The sequence below is a fragment of the Stenotrophomonas sp. YJH_SMC_40 genome, from assembly GCF_059368615.1.
In genome coordinates this window covers 453,488-468,647 of record NZ_JCAFRX010000003.1, presented here as the reverse complement: position 1 = coordinate 468,647, position 15,160 = coordinate 453,488, and the positions used below count along the sequence as shown (strand labels likewise).

Genomic DNA, 15,160 nt, shown 5'->3' with positions numbered 1-15,160 from the left:
ATCCACGCATGGCGTGGATCTCCTGGTAGAGCCGGCCGCTGGCCGGCTTCCCGCAACTGCCGGCCAGCGGCCGGCACTACCACTGCGCGTGCCATTCCCGGTGGGCGCGACAAACAAAAAGGCCGCCCGAGGGCGGCCCTTCTGCGTGGCAACGTCGCACGGACGTCAGTGCATCATGTGCACGTTCATGTTGTGCATGACCCACAGGGTACCGACCACGATGATGCCGATCACCACCACGGTGAAGGCCGCAGCGTTGACGTTCCAGCGGCTTTCCGAAGAACGGTCCAGGTGCAGGAAGAACACCAGGTGGACCAGCATCTGCAGCACTGCCGTGATCGCGATCACCACACCGTTGACGGTGCGCGAGAAATCACCCGACATCACCATCCAGAACGGGATGACGGTCAGCACCACCGCCAGCACGAAGCCGATCAGGTACGACTTCACGGTGCCATGGCTTTCGCCGCCGGTGCCGTGGTCGTGTGCATGGTTGTCATGTGCCATTACAGCGCTCCATTGAGGTAGACGACGGAGAACACGCCGATCCAGATCAGGTCCAGGAAGTGCCAGAACAGGCTCAGGCACGCCATGCGGGTCTTGTTGGTCGGAGTCAGGCCGTACTTCTTCAGCTGCACGAACATCACCAGCAGCCACAGCAGGCCGGCGCTGACGTGCAGGCCGTGGGTACCGACCAGGGCGAAGAACGCCGACAGGAAGGCACTGCGGTCCGGACCGTAGCCCTGGTGGATCAGGTGCTGGAACTCCCACACTTCCATGCACATGAAGCCGAAGCCCAGCAGCCAGGTGATGCCCAGCCACAGGTACATCTGGCCCATCTGCTTGCGGTGCATGGCGATCATGCCCAGGCCGAAGGTCAGCGAGGAGGTCAGCAGCAGCGCGGTTTCCCATGCCACGAACGGCAGTTCGAACAGGTCCTTCGCGGTGGGGCCACCATCGGTGCCGCCTGCCAGCACCACGTAGGTGGCGAACAGCGAGGCGAAGATGAGGCAGTCGCTCATCAGGTACACCCAGAAACCGAAGACGGTGTTGCCGCCGGTGTCGTGGTGCTCGTGGTCGTCATGGCCATGGGCCGCCGCATGCGCGGCGTGCCCGTGGCTCAGGGTCGAGGTATTGGTGCTCATGCCTTCAGCTCCGACTTCACCAGGCCCTGGGCTTCCAGGTGCTTGCGGTGTTCGTTCTCGATGCGTTCCACCTCGGCGGCCGGGACCCAGTAGTCCACGTCCTGGTCGAAGGTGCGGTAGATGAACGTGGCGATCATGCCGACGAAGCCGACGATGGCCAGCCACCAGATGTGCCAGATCATCGCGAAGCCGAACACCAGGCTGAAGGCACCGATGACAACGCCCGTGCCGGTGTTGCGCGGCATGTGGATGTCGGTGTACTTGGCCGGCTTCGGCCAGGCTTCACCACGCTGCTTGCGCTCCCAGAAATCGTCCAGTTCGGTGACTTCCGGCAGGGTGCCGAAGTTGTAGAAGGCCGGCGGCGAAGAGGTTTCCCACTCCAGCGTACGGGCATCCCACGGGTCGCCGGTCAGGTCGACGGTCTTCTTGCGGTCGCGGATCGACACGGCCACCTGGATGATCTGGCACAGGATGCCGGCGCCCACGATGAAGGCACCTGCGGCGGCGATCAGCAGCAGCGGCTCGTAGGCCGGGTTGACGGTGCTCTGCAGGCGACGGGTCATGCCCATGAAGCCCAGCACGTACATCGGCATGAAGGTCACGTAGAAGCCGATGAACCAGCACCAGAACGCGCACTTGCCCCAGAACTCGTTGAGGCGGAAGCCGAACATCTTCGGCCACCAGTAGGTGATGCCGGCGAACATGCCGAACACCACGCCGCCGATGATGACGTTGTGGAAGTGGGCGATCAGGAACAGGCTGTTGTGCAGCACGAAGTCGATGGCCGGGATCGCCAGCATCACGCCGGTCATGCCGCCGATGACGAAGGTGACCATGAAGCCGATGGTCCACAGCACCGGGGTGGTGAAGTGCACGCGGCCGCGGAACATCGTGAACAGCCAGTTGAAGATCTTCACGCCGGTCGGGATCGAGATGATCATCGTCGTGATGCCGAAGAAGGCATTGACGTTGGCACCCGAGCCCATGGTGAAGAAGTGGTGCAGCCACACGATGAACGACAGCACGCCGATGCAGGCGGTGGCGTAGACCATGCCCTTGTAGCCGAACAGCGCCTTGCGCGAGAAGGTCGCGATGACTTCGGAGAACACACCGAACGCCGGCAGGACCAGGATGTACACCTCCGGGTGACCCCAGATCCAGATCAGGTTGATGTACAGCATGGCGTTGCCGCCACCGTCATTGGTGAAGAAGTGCGTACCCAGGTAACGGTCCAGGGTCAGCAGCACCAGGGTGATGGTCAGCACCGGGAAGGCAGCGACGATCAGCACGTTGGTCACCAGGGCGGTCCAGGTGAACACCGGCATCTGCATCAGCTTCATGCTGGGGGTACGCATCTTCAGGATGGTGATGAAGAAGTTGATACCGCTCAGCGTGGTACCCAGGCCTGCGACCTGTAGACCCCAGATGTAGTAGTCCATGCCGACGCTTGGACTGTATTCGATGCCCGACAACGGCGGGAACGCCAGCCAGCCGGTGGCAGCGAACTCACCGATCCACAGCGACAGCATGATCAGCACAGCGCCCGACACGAACAGCCAGAAGCTGAGCGAGTTGACGAACGGGAACGCGACGTCGCGCGCACCGATCTGCAGCGGCACGGCCAGGTTCATCAGACCGGTGATCAGCGGCATCGCCACGAAGAAGATCATGATCACGCCGTGGGCGGTGAAGATCTGGTCGTAGTGGTGCGGCGGCAGGTAACCCTCGGACCCGCCGACGGCGAGCGCCTGCTGGGTACGCATCATGATCGCGTCGGAGAAGCCGCGCAGCAGCATGACGAAGGCGACGATGAGGTACATCACGCCGATCTTCTTGTGATCCACCGAGGTGAACCACTCCTTCCACAGATAGCCCCACAGCTTGAACTTGGTGATCAGGGCCATGACGCCCAGGCCACCCAGCACCGCGCCGACCAGGGTGGTCAGCACGATCGGATCGTGGGGGATCGACTCAAGAGAGAGTTTTCCCAACATGTTCATTCTCCCGAACCCGCGTGGCCAGCATGGCCAGCGTGTTCGTGTTCGGTGGCATCCAGGTTTTCACCCGATTCCTTGGAATCATGCGCGTCACTGGGGGCATGCCCCTCGTGCGCTTCATGGCTGGCGGCATCGGCAGCGGCGGCACCGGCGTGCGAGTGCTTCATGCCGTAATGCTTGTTGTCGCCCATGTGCTTGGCGATGACCCAGTCGAACAGGCCTTCTTCGGTCTTGCCGAAGTAGGTGACCGGATACCACTCGGCGTTGCGTGCTTCACCCAGGGCCTTGAACGAGGCCTTGTCCAGGGTCTGCTCACCGGCACGGACCTGGTCCAGCCACTGGCGGTATTCGGCATCGGTGACCGAGTAGGCGGTGAAGTGCATCTTGGCGAAGCCTGCGCCACTGTAGTGCGAGGACATGCCCGGGAATTCACCGGTCTCGTTGGCGATCAGGTGGAGCTTGGTCTCCATCGCAGCCATCGAGTAGATCATGCTGCCCAGGTGCGGGATGAAGAAGGCATTCATCACCGAATCGGACGTGATCTTGAAGTTCAGCGGCGTGTTGACCGGGAACTTGATTTCGTTGACGACCGCCACCTTCTCTTCCGGATAGATGAACAGCCACTTCCAGTCCAGCGAGATCGCCTCGATGGTAACCGGCTTGACGTCCGATTCCAGCGGACGATACGGGTCCAGCGCGTGCGACGAACGCCAGGTCAGGACCGCCAGCACCAGCACGATCATGCAGGGAATGGACCACACCACCACCTCGATCGCCGTCGAGTGGGACCACTTCGGCTCGTAACGGGCCTTGGTGTTGGAGGCGCGATACTTCCACGCGAAGGTCAGGGTCATGATGATGACCGGGATGACGACCAGCAGCATGAGCACGGTGGCCGTGATCAGCAGGGTCTTCTCATCCTGGCCGATCTGGCCCTTCGGACTGAGGATGGCCACGGCATCGCAGCCGGTGAGCATCACCAGCAACGACAGCAGCAGGCCCGGGCGCAACCAGCGCCCAAGGGTTTTCAACGGAATCATCGGTCGATCCAATTGCGAGGGAATGCCGTTCCCCGTCCTGCCTGTTCCGGCCAAAGCCGGTCCCACCGGTCCGGAAGACAGGTAGGGAGGTGGGTCGAGTCAGCCTTTCAATTTTAGGCCGTCACCCACCATTTAAGAAAGGCATTGACATTGATCGAGCGCAGGAAAGGCCCGATTCTGGCTGCGACACGTTGTCGCACCGCGCGGGCGTGACGAGGCGCATGACCTAGGGCGGCATTCCGGCCTTGGACGTTTGCGGGCCGTTCGCCCTCGTTCGGCAAAGTCACCTGAATCGGTTCAGGCGTGCTGACGGGTGCCTGGCATGGGATGCTCGGTACAGGAGGAAGACCCCGATGGACAAGATCGACTTCAAGAAGCGCGACCGGGCACTCTATCACCCGCCCGCCGGCCAGTTCGTACCGGTCGATGTACCGCCCCTGCCCTACCTGATGGTCGATGGCCGCGGCGACCCGAACACCGCCCCGGCCTACCTGCAGGCGGTGCAATGGCTGTACTCGGTGAGCTATGCACTGAAGTTCGCCCTGAAGGCCGGGGGCCAGGACTACGTGGTGCCACCGCTGGAAGCGCTTTGGACCGCCGAGGATCCGTCGAGCTTTGTGGCACGCCGCAAGGATGAGTGGAGGTGGACGGTGATGATCCGTACGCCGGACGGGATCAGTCCAGCGCAGTCGGAGGCTGCCATCGCCAAGGCGGCGAAGAAACTGGGCGACGTTCCGGCCAGCCTTCGCCACGAAATTCTCGAAGAAGGCCTCTGCCTGCAGACGCTTCACGTAGGCGCCTACGATGAAGAGGGTCCGGCCCTGGCCCATCTGCACGACGAACTGATGCCCGCACTGGGTTACACCTTTGCCGGCCCCCATCATGAGATCTACCTGAGCGACCCGCGCAGGACCGACGCGACGCGGTTGAAGACCGTGCTGCGGCAGCCCGTCCGCGCGGAGTGACCGCCTGCGAGCACCGCTCTGACAAGGGAGCAGAAGATTCATGCCCCTGATTGATCGTTTACTGCGCTGGACCACCCTGCCCACCGGGCGCCGCGCCTTCGCGCTGCTGTGCAGCGTGTTGTTGCTTGTACTGGCCTGCAATCCCGACCTGCTGCCGCTGCTGTCGCTGATCGATGCACTGGGGATGGATGTGGTGGTGTCGCTGCTGGCTGCACAGGTAACGGTGGTACTGCCCTGGCTGCGGGAACGAACCGGGCGATGGTTCCGGCTGGCCATGCGGATCGCGGCCGGGGTGCTGGCCGGGGTGATCGGCGGCTATCTGCGGCAACTGGTGATGCTCGTGCTCATCAGATCCGGCACCTGCTGCGCTATATATAGGGCTTGATCCTCCGGGCCTGCAGGGAAGACATGAAACAGCTCGCTATCACGCTCGGTGCACTGCTGCTGTCCGGCAGCGCATGGGCCGATACACACCAGACCGGAAAAATCACCAAACTGGTTGTCGAATCCACGTTCGTTTCCGTGTGGCTGGAAGGCCAGCCCACCAACAACGAGTGTGCTTCCGACGGGCGCTGGACAATCGATCTGGCCAGCGACAAATCCGGACGGGAAAAGTACGCGGCCATCCTGTCGGCGGCGTCATCGCGGACACCGATCGGCTTCCACGCACTCACCAGCGAAGGTTGCGGCGTGTTCGGAGCAAAGAAGATCTACTATTTCGATCTTGCTTATTAAGGCAGCACTCCGCGCAGACGTGCTGCTCAGCGCTTCGGGGCCGGATCTGCGATGCAGACCTTCTCCCCAAGGCGCAGGGACTTGCCGTCCCCGTGCCCTGCCGATGAACGATCAAGCGGCCAAAAGCAGACACTGATACCGGAAAGGTCATTGCCATAGTCTTCGGGGATGCCGGTCATGGCAATGCCCATGACTTCATTCCAGCCCGGCGCGCCACACTTCAGGCAAGCTGCCGCGCTCGCCTTGGCTTTGCCTGGTGTCCATCGCGCGGGCGGGAGGCCCATTCGCCCGGCTTTCCATTCGACATACCGGGAATGGAAGGCAATTGAAAATCCACGCCCCATGTCCACCGTTGTCGTCGAGGCGTCTGCGGGAACCGTCGATTCAACCCGGATCGTCACCGGCCGGTCGGGCAACGTGGCGCCGACCTCAATGCAGTAGGTCGGCGCGCAGGCCTGCGGCACAGAGACAGGTGGCGCAGCGGATGCTGCAGCCGGCAGCGAGGCGGCCAGAATGACGACTGAAGAAGCAATCCGCATGATCATTTCCTCTTATCGTCCTCGATGAGGGTCTTCAACACCTGCTCGCTGCCGTTGCTGTTTCAGCAGGTTGACCGGGCTCATTCAATCCAGACGTTGGAAATCGAATGTGACCTTCCTGGTGCAGCGGGATGGGACCGGAGGGAAACGCCACTTCGCCACGGCAACCAAGGCTGCGCGCTCATAAGCAGCATTGTCGACCCTCCCCCGGTCCAGCGCCTCAAACTGTGACCGCGTGATGACGGGATTTGTCACCCGCCCATCCTCTTCAACGACGACAGTCGCCACGACAGAGCCACGCACCTGCATCTCAGTCGCGGCGGAAACGACCGGCGCAATGGACTCCACCGGACTGCTTGCCGCCTGGCAAGGCCCAGGGAGCTCCTCACCGGCGCGACATGAGGCACTGGACAAGGCCAACGCAAGCATCAGAACGCGGTTCATTCAACACTCCCGATTGCTGGTGGGGGAGCAGACATTAACCGTGCCGTTCGTGTCGCTGTAGCTCTTCCGGGCAGGCTCCCCCAGCTCATGCGCGGCCCGGGTCTCCACACCCGTAGCCCGCGCCTCCTCCGAAGATACGCCGACTCGGATCTGCATCACGCCGTTGCTCTCCGAGTTGGACTGTGGCGCAACAAGCGAAGCCTGGAAAGCGGACAATCCAACCCGATCATGCTGGGCAGCATGGCTCACCTCGTGACCGCCCCCCAGAGCAGGAGACTGGATCTCCCCGGAGGATTTGACGCGAAGTCCAGAGGTGACATCAATACTGCCGCTTCGTCGCCGGGCGGTGACAACCTGTCGCCGGACGGCTTCATGCGGCATTGATTGCCGACAGAACAACTTCAATCCCAACATCTGCACATATCCTCAGCGCGTGCTCCCGCGCCTCCGCCGGGGAGAGTCGCCCAGCCATCCTCATCGCTTCAGTTGAAAACCCCGCATCGAACGAGATCTTGTTCACCACATCTTCTTGAACGCGGCGATGCAGCTCTATAGCGGGCCCGAGCTTCATCATGCTCTCGGGGCGCAGTGCACTTGAAGCTTCATGTCCGTCCAGCGCTTCGTAGTAGTAGAAATTCGAGTACTTCTCAATGAAAGCTTGGGCATCAACGGAGCCCAACGCGAACTCATTCACAAGCTTTGTCATCTCAATGATCGCAGCTTCAGTTTCCATGATTTACGTCACTCCAACTCATTGTTTGATCGGAAGCCATGGGGGTTCCGTCGGCATTGGTTACACCGGGAACATGACCATGCGGCTGCTGGGCGCGGGGATCAGGATGAGTTGATGGCTTGTGCCCGCCATCTATTCGAACCCCAGTGGGTTGACCATCAGACCCCTTTGCCTGAACAAATCGACCATCGGGTGATCCTTCAATTTTGCCACCCGGCGGTGTCGGAATCGCGTAATGGCTGTAAGAACCACCGGGGTCAGGTGATCGACGTACCCGTCCATCGGCAAATCAGGCAGAACCGCTTGCCGGTACTTGCGTCGGGCCGCATTGGCGTTCGCCCTCCCCTCAACCCCAGCTAGATCGCGCGCTGCCAGCGCGGCCCGGAGCATCGTCTCCTCATCAGGGGACAGGAACCGGACCACCTTGCGGCTAGCCGCTGATCGCTGACGCATGCCCATGAGGGGGTTAGTCTCGATCAGCTTCCACTCAACGGCCCGCGACAAGGCAGACCGCAGGCAAGCAAAGTCGCGCGCTGCGGTAGCCTTGGTGACGACGGCAGGGCCAATGACGCGCCCGCGCCACCATCGCTCCATGGTGGGCGCGTCAATCTCAATGATCTGACGGCGCAATAGCCACGAGAACACCGATCTGATGCGGTCCGGGTACTGACGACCGCCCTTGAGCTCAGCTATCGCCCAAGGTTCGAAGTGGTCATTGAGCAGTGTTTCAAGCGTGCAACTGGTGGGCTTGGACTTTGCGAGTGTCGGCAATCCGGACTGAACGCATTCGGCAACCTCTTGCCGGGCTTGGTCGCGGGCTTGATCAAGTGTCAGATGTTCTACCGGACCCAAGGTACGACGCTTACCGTGCGCCCAGGTCACGATCCATGCTTTGTGACCCGAGGGCGGCACTCGAAGGATCAAACCACGAGCCTGAGCGTTCCTGAGCTGGTAGGGGCGCTCTCTGGGCTCAACTGTGAGAACGATGCGCTTGGTGAGTGCAAATGACATTGGGTGGAGCGTCCGTAAGTGGCCATAAGGCCAAGTTAAGACAGGATGCGAGGCGGTGTTTGGATGAGGATCGTCCGCAGTGGTCGACCACACCCCATGTAGCCGCCAGTTCAGTCACAACTGCTGAAAACCGATGAAATTCGAACAGACCCGCAGACTCTACGGCTCGTTTACCAATACCACCTCGTATCGATATCCATCGCCAACTTCGTACACGTGAGCCTGAAGCACTAGATCACCCCTCCCCCCTCTTCCGTGTAAAGATCGACCAGAACGTTCCAAAAATCACCACACCAAAAAAGAGCGCACATCTATCGCCTTCGATGCGGCCTTTGCCACCACTGTTTAAGCGCAAAGAAAAGTTGAAGGATCAGAAACAACGCCGCGAAGTAGCCCCAAATCCGCAGACTGATATGCATAGCATCCGGATGATGCCGGTACGTAAGAACCGCGAAATACGCAAGGCCGAAGAACGCAGCGAGAAGCTGAGCCCCTAGGAAACCTTTTATCATGGAAGTCATTTCTTCTTCTCCAGATCTTTCTGTACGATAGTTGCCCCTGCTCCCGCGACGCCTTGGCCCGCTTGGGAAGCCCCGCCCTGGAATGCTGATTGCCTCGGAATTGCAGTTCCAGTTGATGCAGTGGCACTTGCCATGTTCGGTCCGCCTGGGCCGCGGGATTGACTCAGCCTTTTGAGTGTTCCTCGTGAAGCTGGGCCAGCGAAATCACCCATGGCAACGCCAACACCGGAGGCTCCCAATCCTCCAACGGCACTGCCAATCGCATTTGAAGCGACGCCCTCCGCCGTGATGGGCTGGCCTTTGATTGCGCTCTCTGCGGCGGAACCAGCACCACCTGCAACCGCATTGACCACGGCCTGTATTGCAACTGCACGCCCAACCGAAATCGTGCCGGAACCGACCGCAGCAACGGCTAGTCCACCAGCGCCCCCGGAAACAGAGCCAACGGCGGCGGCAATGCCAACCTCCACTTTATCAATGGGCTTATCCGGATTCATGGCCTTCTGGACCACGATATCTGCAAGGCCGCCCAAGACGGCACCGTAGATGAAGGGCATTACCGGGACTCTTCCATCCGGGTCCGTGAACTTGTACGGATTCCCGTTCGCATACCGATACCGATTGAACTGCCCAACCGGCTGCTCATACGCCGTCACCGGATCAACCGACAGGAACACCCCCAGCTGCGGGTCCATGTACCGCTGCTGCATGTAACTCAGCCCGGTATCGCCATCCATCTTGTGACCGGTGTACCCGACCCCATCCACCGTTCGATTGATGGGCCTGCCGTAGGGTTCGTAGTGCGTCCGCTCAAGCAGCTGTCCCGCACTCCCGGTGCTGGCAACCGGGCTGCCCAGCGCGTCCGTGTGCAGGTACTTGACCGTGGTTGCGCCAGACACCGTCTCCAGCTGCGCAACTGCCTTGCTGTCCAGATACAAGGTTTCGGTCTGCAGGCCGCTACCACGGTTGAACTGATAGACGAGCTGTCCTCCGCGACGATAGAGAGACTCCTCTGCCGCCCCGTCAGTCCGCGTGGCAAGCACGCGCAGCCCGTCCGCGTCATAGCGATAGCTGGCCTTGCCCACCGCCTCCCTCAGGCGATTGCCATAGTCAAAGCGAAAGCCCTGGCCATTCTTGTTGGCCAGATTGCCCTGGACGTCATAGGCCAGGCCAACAGTGGTCGCCCCGTTGTCGTTGCGGATGTTGGTCAACCGGTTGTGCGCGTCATACCAGTACTGGTCGGCCTTGACCCCATCAAGTGACCAACTGCGGATGTTGTCCAGGGCGTCATAACGGAAGCGGTGCCAACCCGCTCCGCCGAACATCGGGCTTCCGGCCACAACAAGACGGTCTCGATCGTCATACTGCATCTGGCGGCTGTAGTCGGTGCCCAACTGCAGGTCTGCGATGGCGACAACGTTGCCATTCGGATCAAACGATGTCTCCAGGGCAACGATGTTGCTGTCCACAATGCGCGCAGGAAGGCGCCGCGCGTTCTGGGTAGCCGTGTGGACCACACCATTTCCATACGTGAACTGTTTGATTCCACCATTGGCATAGTAGCTAACGCCCGTGACGTAGTCGCCGACACGCGTTGGCTTCCCCATGGCATTCGGAGCGTAGTCGACCGGGCGGCCAGCGGGATAGACATGACCCGCCAGATGCCCATTGGCGTTGTAGGTATACCCCAGGCTCCGCGGCACTGCACCGGACTGGGACAGGGTCTCACCCACCAGCAGACGTCGCTTGTTGTACTGGTACTGAGTGGTAGCCGAGGTGCTGCCAGCGTCGTTGTAGGCGATGGCCTGCTGTACCAGTCCATCGGCGGTGTAGCTGTAGTCGACATCGCCATTGCGATCCGGGAAGCGCAGCGTGGCCAATCGATTCCGTGCGTCGTAGCTGCGACGAACCACGCGTCCACTGGCTTCGGCAACGGCCAGATCACAACTTGTCGCGCTGGGCAGATCCAGGCCGGCTGCGCTCCAGGCCAGGTTGCCTGCTGCGTCGTACGCCATCACCGTCGAGCCGGTTTCAGGCTCGATGACTTTGCACAGTCGTTGCTGCCCGTCGTAGACGTAACGACGCGTCAACGTCACACCTGGCACGGTAGACACCGTAAAGCTGACTGGTACCGACGTCGTCGAAGCGCCACGCGTATCAGTGGCGACAACCACCACGGTGTGCGTCCCCGGCGCCAGGCTGGCTATGCGACTGGCATAGGGCGGCGATTGGAACGTCGCGATGGTGGCGCCATCCACCTTGAGCTCAACCCGACTGATCCCATCATCGCCATCACTCGCTGACACGTTGATAGGGACACCCGCGCCTGCCGGGAACATGGCGCCTGCAACCGGCGAAGCGACGCTCACAACCGGAGGCTGATTGATGGTCGGCACGCCGCGTGATTCGGTCGTCGCGAACGTCGCCGAGCCGTTCATCAGATGGAACCGCTGCCCGGCCGCCGTGACCCAGCCGGTGACCGTTCCGGATTGCCCTTGCCCGATCACCTGCATACCGCTGTTGTCCAGCGCAGACACCAGCACGCGCGCGGCGGGAGCATTGGAGTTCCAGCTGATCGTCACCGGGCAACTGCTCTGCCCCCATGGAATGGTGCAGGTTCCGGATGAGGCGCTAATACCTCCACTTCCTGCAACAACGGTGATGGTCAGCGTTGGAATCGGGAAGATGGTCTTGTATCGCTCATTGCCATTGACCGGGTCGTGATACATGGCGCGCCCCTCAAGCGTGTAGGTATACACGCCAGCAGGCAACTCGCCTTCCGAATAGATCCGTGTGGGCAACGCCTCATCAAAATCGATTCGAACCCCGTTGCGCTTGAGCCAGTAGAACTCCACGACCTCCATTGTTTTGCCATTGCCACCGCTTCTGGCCTCGAGCTTGAGATCGAAGCCGGAAGGTGCGGTGAAGGTCGTCCCGCCGGGCGCGGTCAGGCGCAAGGAAGCCTGCGCGTAGGCGTCCCCAACCCCCAGCAGCATCGCCACCAGTGCAAGAAGGAAGGCGAACCAGGTTTCGCGACGTACTCCCGGAATTCGCATTCTCCTCACTGAGCACCTCCGCTGCGCGAAATCTCCACAGGCTTACCGTAGATATCCCGCTCGATGGTGGTGATCACACCGCCTGGCTCTTCAACATAGACCGGCAGATCGGCGACGGGCTGCTCCAACGCTATGTAGCGGAGGAGTGTCTTCTGGCCCTTGGGCGAGGTCACCCGGGTCTGGAAGCCGGACAGATACTCGTTGTAGGTGCTCAACACTCCGAGCTCCGAGTCCTGCTGGACTGCCAGCGGTCGCCCCAGCAGATCGTAGCTGGTATGAACACCTTGCAGGCTGGTATCGGCATAGTCCGCACTGCCTTCCTGATGGAGGTTCCGCGGATAGGAAGTGAACGACGTACGCCCCATCTCGTCATAGCGCGTCGCCACCCACTGCTGCGTCGCCTGGGAATTGGCGATATCCTCTTCAATCGTTACAACGGGCCGCCACAAGGCATCGTGGAAGACCTGTCGACGATGATTCCCCGTTTGGGTGGTGGACCGCCAGTGCCCTGCGGGCAATCCGTATTCCGGATAGGAGATTGCCTCGAACACGGTGGACGTCGAATTCCATGCCACCGTGTCGCCCTGCGGCAGGTCGGTTTGCTTCAAGCGTCCCAGGGCGTCGTAGGCGTAGTTTCGCGCGTAGCCATTGGCGTCGGCATACTGCACGATCCAGCCCTGATCATTCACCGTTGCCAGTTCCATGGTGCCGTCACCGTAATGGACGGACTGGGGAATGCCTCGTTTCCAGTCAACCAGCGTCATGCGGGTATCCACGCCCTGACCGTTGCGGCCATCGGCGACAGTGGCGACGCTGCCATTGGGGTGATAGGTCAGTGTCTGACGAAGCGCTCCAAACTCCCTGAACTGGATTGGCAGGTCAGTGTTGCCATCAAATACCACATGGGACATTGCCTGACCCGCGCAAGTGGCCGGTGCGAGACAGGTGATGCTTTCCCGCTGGCCCAGGACCCACCTTGAGAGGTTGTCACGGTAGCCATGGCCTTCGGTCCGGGCAAAGCCAAGCGTGCTCGACTTCGTGATCCCGTGCGGACGCGCGAAGTAGTCCAGATCGCCCAGAACAGTCGAAAAAACGGCCCCCTGCTGGGAGATGTGCGTCTCCAGCTGTGGGCGATGATATTCGCCGGCCCACCCCTCGCCCGAGAACTGCACGCTGGTTCCATATCGCGCGGGATAGTTCTGGCCGGTGGAAAGCAGGTCGTAACGGTAGGTGGTGGTACGCGCAATGTCGGATGGACCGGTACCTACTTCCACCGAAAGCAGCTTGCCTTCGTTGTAACGGTAGGTATTGCCATGTCGATAGCGGACCCACTCCCCACCCGGCCCGCTCACGGTCGTGATACTGGATTGCGCACAATCATCACTGGTACACGGGGGCGCGGCACAGGTAGCAGCACTCCCATACGGGCATACCAGGTTCCCGGCCGGCTGCCCCGGGTATCGGTAGATGCTGATGTTGGGGGTGTAGTCATACGTCCAACGCAGTACAGGGAGCCCCGGGCCGCTGATGGTCTTCTCGGCCAGCGTGAAACTGAAGCCGGAGATCGCATAGGTATTGACGTCGTCATTGGGGTTGTTGCCGAAGCCGGGCGTATAGTCGATGCCACGACAGTTGAGAGGTACGTGGCTACGGCCATGCTCAAGCGATGTAACGGTGAACCGCCCGGTAGCACCGGAGGGGTGCACCATCGTTCCTGCAATGGTCCCGGAAGGATAGGACGTGGGAACCTCGTTCTCGAAGCAGTTCCGGAACATCTCACCGGGCTCGGGCGACATCACCTCGGCATATCGCAGCGCCGCTCGGGTGAAGTCTTCGAAGTTGATTGCCCACCGGCTCCCATCGGGGAGAAGGACGGCGGAAAGGCCTCGGCGCGATGGCAAGCTGTTGTACTGATACTGCCACTGGCGCGTACCGTCGCTGACACTGCTGACGTTGCTGCCCTGATAGGAGAGCGTGAGCTGGCGACCGTCGCTGGCGGTGATTGCGGTCAGCCTGGGCGCCTCGTTCCACGCATTTGCATAGGTGTACTGGACGGTGTTCCCGAATCTGTCCTGCACCCTGGTCGCAAGCAGAATGTTCTTGCGGCGCTGCAGGAATCGCCAAGGCTCTGGTTTGGGCAACGACCCATCGTCATGGAAATACTGATACTTCTTGAGCGTTGGCTCGGAGGTCTGTGCAAACCAATCGAACCAGTAACGTGTTCCGTCTGGCGTGATCGCCAGGAACCCTTCTCCACCCGCATTCTGGATGACCGGCAGGCAGGAGAAAAATATCTGCCCCGACGTTGTCCAGGGGTAAGCCGAACCATCCTGCGGCTGGGTCACGCCGGCAGCGGTACGCAACAGCTCCCCACCACCCCCGGGAATATCAACAGAGAGACCGCCCCAGAACTCCCGCGTGCTGAAATGCGCTGATTCAGCAGGCAACCAGCTCGACGAACAGCGCCCTGGTGCGCCGGCATCGGCTCCAGTCCCCCAGTCTGGAGCATAGCTGCCGCTGATGTGGGGAACTTTGATCTGCCAGTCCGCCAGCATCGCTTCCGGGAAGTAGGTTTTCCGGCTTACCACGTCGTAGGTACGGGTGAGCTTGACCTCCAGCGCGTTATTGCCTGGGAGGTCGATATCGGTAATCTCGAATCCAAGCTCGCCGTTGGCCAACCTGACCTTGTCGCCAAACAGATCAGGACCCAGTGCGGAAACCTTCTCCGCCTTCGCTATCCGATCAGGGAACTCTTCCCACACGAAGTTTCCGGATGTGCTCTGGGCCATTGCAGTGTTCGTCAGAACGGGCAACAACATCGCCATGGCTACCCCGGTTCGGCCCGCACTCTTCCAACGTGTCCACTGCTGATCCATGGAGTTCTGCATTACGCGGTTCCATTGCTGCTGCAGTTGATCTTCGATGGGCGTGACATGCCGCCAGGCAGAACATACCCGTCGTGCGAATGTAGCTT

13 protein-coding genes are annotated in these 15,160 nt (G+C 61.0%); 3 read left to right on the top strand and 10 right to left on the bottom strand.

Annotated features, from left to right (window positions below; all coding sequences use genetic code 11):
* Nucleotides 1-165: 165 nt before the first annotated feature.
* Genes cyoD through cyoA form a run of 4 tightly spaced genes read right to left on the bottom strand, consistent with a single transcriptional unit; the run spans nt 166 to nt 4,182 of the window.
* A complete protein-coding gene (gene cyoD, locus AC5P6X_RS08055; RefSeq protein ID WP_005408584.1) occupies nt 166-507 on the bottom strand; it encodes a cytochrome o ubiquinol oxidase subunit IV in 342 nt (113 codons plus the stop codon).
* Complete coding sequence (gene cyoC / locus AC5P6X_RS08050) at nt 507-1,145, bottom strand: cytochrome o ubiquinol oxidase subunit III (protein ID WP_005408583.1); 639 nt, start codon at nt 1,143-1,145, stop codon at nt 507-509. Before cyoC ends, cyoD begins: the two co-directional genes overlap by 1 nt.
* Complete coding sequence (cyoB, locus tag AC5P6X_RS08045) at nt 1,142-3,139, bottom strand: cytochrome o ubiquinol oxidase subunit I (RefSeq protein WP_005408582.1); 1,998 nt, start codon at nt 3,137-3,139, stop codon at nt 1,142-1,144. The genes cyoC and cyoB overlap by 4 nt, the downstream gene beginning before the upstream one ends.
* A gap of 2 nt (nt 3,140-3,141) precedes the next feature.
* On the bottom strand, nt 3,142-4,182 hold the full coding sequence (gene cyoA / locus AC5P6X_RS08040; RefSeq protein WP_005408581.1) for a ubiquinol oxidase subunit II: 1,041 nt from the start codon (nt 4,180-4,182) through the stop codon (nt 3,142-3,144).
* 353 nt (nt 4,183-4,535) lie between these two features.
* On the opposite strand from cyoA, the gene AC5P6X_RS08035 reads away from it, so the two are divergent.
* The 3 genes from AC5P6X_RS08035 to AC5P6X_RS08025 are packed head-to-tail and all read left to right on the top strand — an operon-like array spanning nt 4,536 to nt 5,882.
* Nucleotides 4,536-5,147, top strand: coding sequence for a GyrI-like domain-containing protein (locus AC5P6X_RS08035; protein ID WP_049448451.1), 612 nt, complete (start codon nt 4,536-4,538; stop codon nt 5,145-5,147).
* A gap of 40 nt (nt 5,148-5,187) precedes the next feature.
* On the top strand, nt 5,188-5,532 hold the full coding sequence (locus AC5P6X_RS08030) for a hypothetical protein (RefSeq protein WP_088436146.1): 345 nt from the start codon (nt 5,188-5,190) through the stop codon (nt 5,530-5,532).
* Nucleotides 5,533-5,555: 23 nt separating this feature from the next.
* A complete protein-coding gene (locus tag AC5P6X_RS08025) occupies nt 5,556-5,882 on the top strand; it encodes a hypothetical protein (RefSeq protein ID WP_005408578.1) in 327 nt (108 codons plus the stop codon).
* 26 nt (nt 5,883-5,908) lie between these two features.
* Here AC5P6X_RS08025 and AC5P6X_RS08020 read toward each other — a convergent pair whose 3' ends face one another.
* From AC5P6X_RS08020 to AC5P6X_RS07995, 6 genes are all read right to left on the bottom strand, one after another.
* A complete protein-coding gene (locus AC5P6X_RS08020; RefSeq protein ID WP_049448445.1) occupies nt 5,909-6,427 on the bottom strand; it encodes a hypothetical protein in 519 nt (172 codons plus the stop codon).
* Between the two features lie 78 nt (nt 6,428-6,505).
* A complete protein-coding gene (locus AC5P6X_RS08015) occupies nt 6,506-6,730 on the bottom strand; it encodes a TonB family protein (RefSeq protein ID WP_227415829.1) in 225 nt (74 codons plus the stop codon).
* Between the two features lie 505 nt (nt 6,731-7,235).
* Nucleotides 7,236-7,598: a hypothetical protein gene (locus AC5P6X_RS08010; RefSeq protein ID WP_049448441.1), complete on the bottom strand. Its 363-nt coding sequence runs from the start codon at nt 7,596-7,598 to the stop codon at nt 7,236-7,238.
* 132 nt (nt 7,599-7,730) lie between these two features.
* A complete protein-coding gene (locus AC5P6X_RS08005) occupies nt 7,731-8,609 on the bottom strand; it encodes a site-specific integrase family protein (protein WP_149500828.1) in 879 nt (292 codons plus the stop codon).
* A 517-nt stretch (nt 8,610-9,126) separates the two neighbouring features.
* On the bottom strand, nt 9,127-12,186 hold the full coding sequence (locus AC5P6X_RS08000; protein WP_123958330.1) for an RHS repeat domain-containing protein: 3,060 nt from the start codon (nt 12,184-12,186) through the stop codon (nt 9,127-9,129).
* Nucleotides 12,187-12,191: 5 nt separating this feature from the next.
* Entirely contained in the window at nt 12,192-15,074 is a 2,883-nt protein-coding gene (locus tag AC5P6X_RS07995; protein ID WP_329757090.1) for an RHS repeat domain-containing protein, read from the bottom strand.
* Nucleotides 15,075-15,160 lie beyond the last annotated feature (86 nt).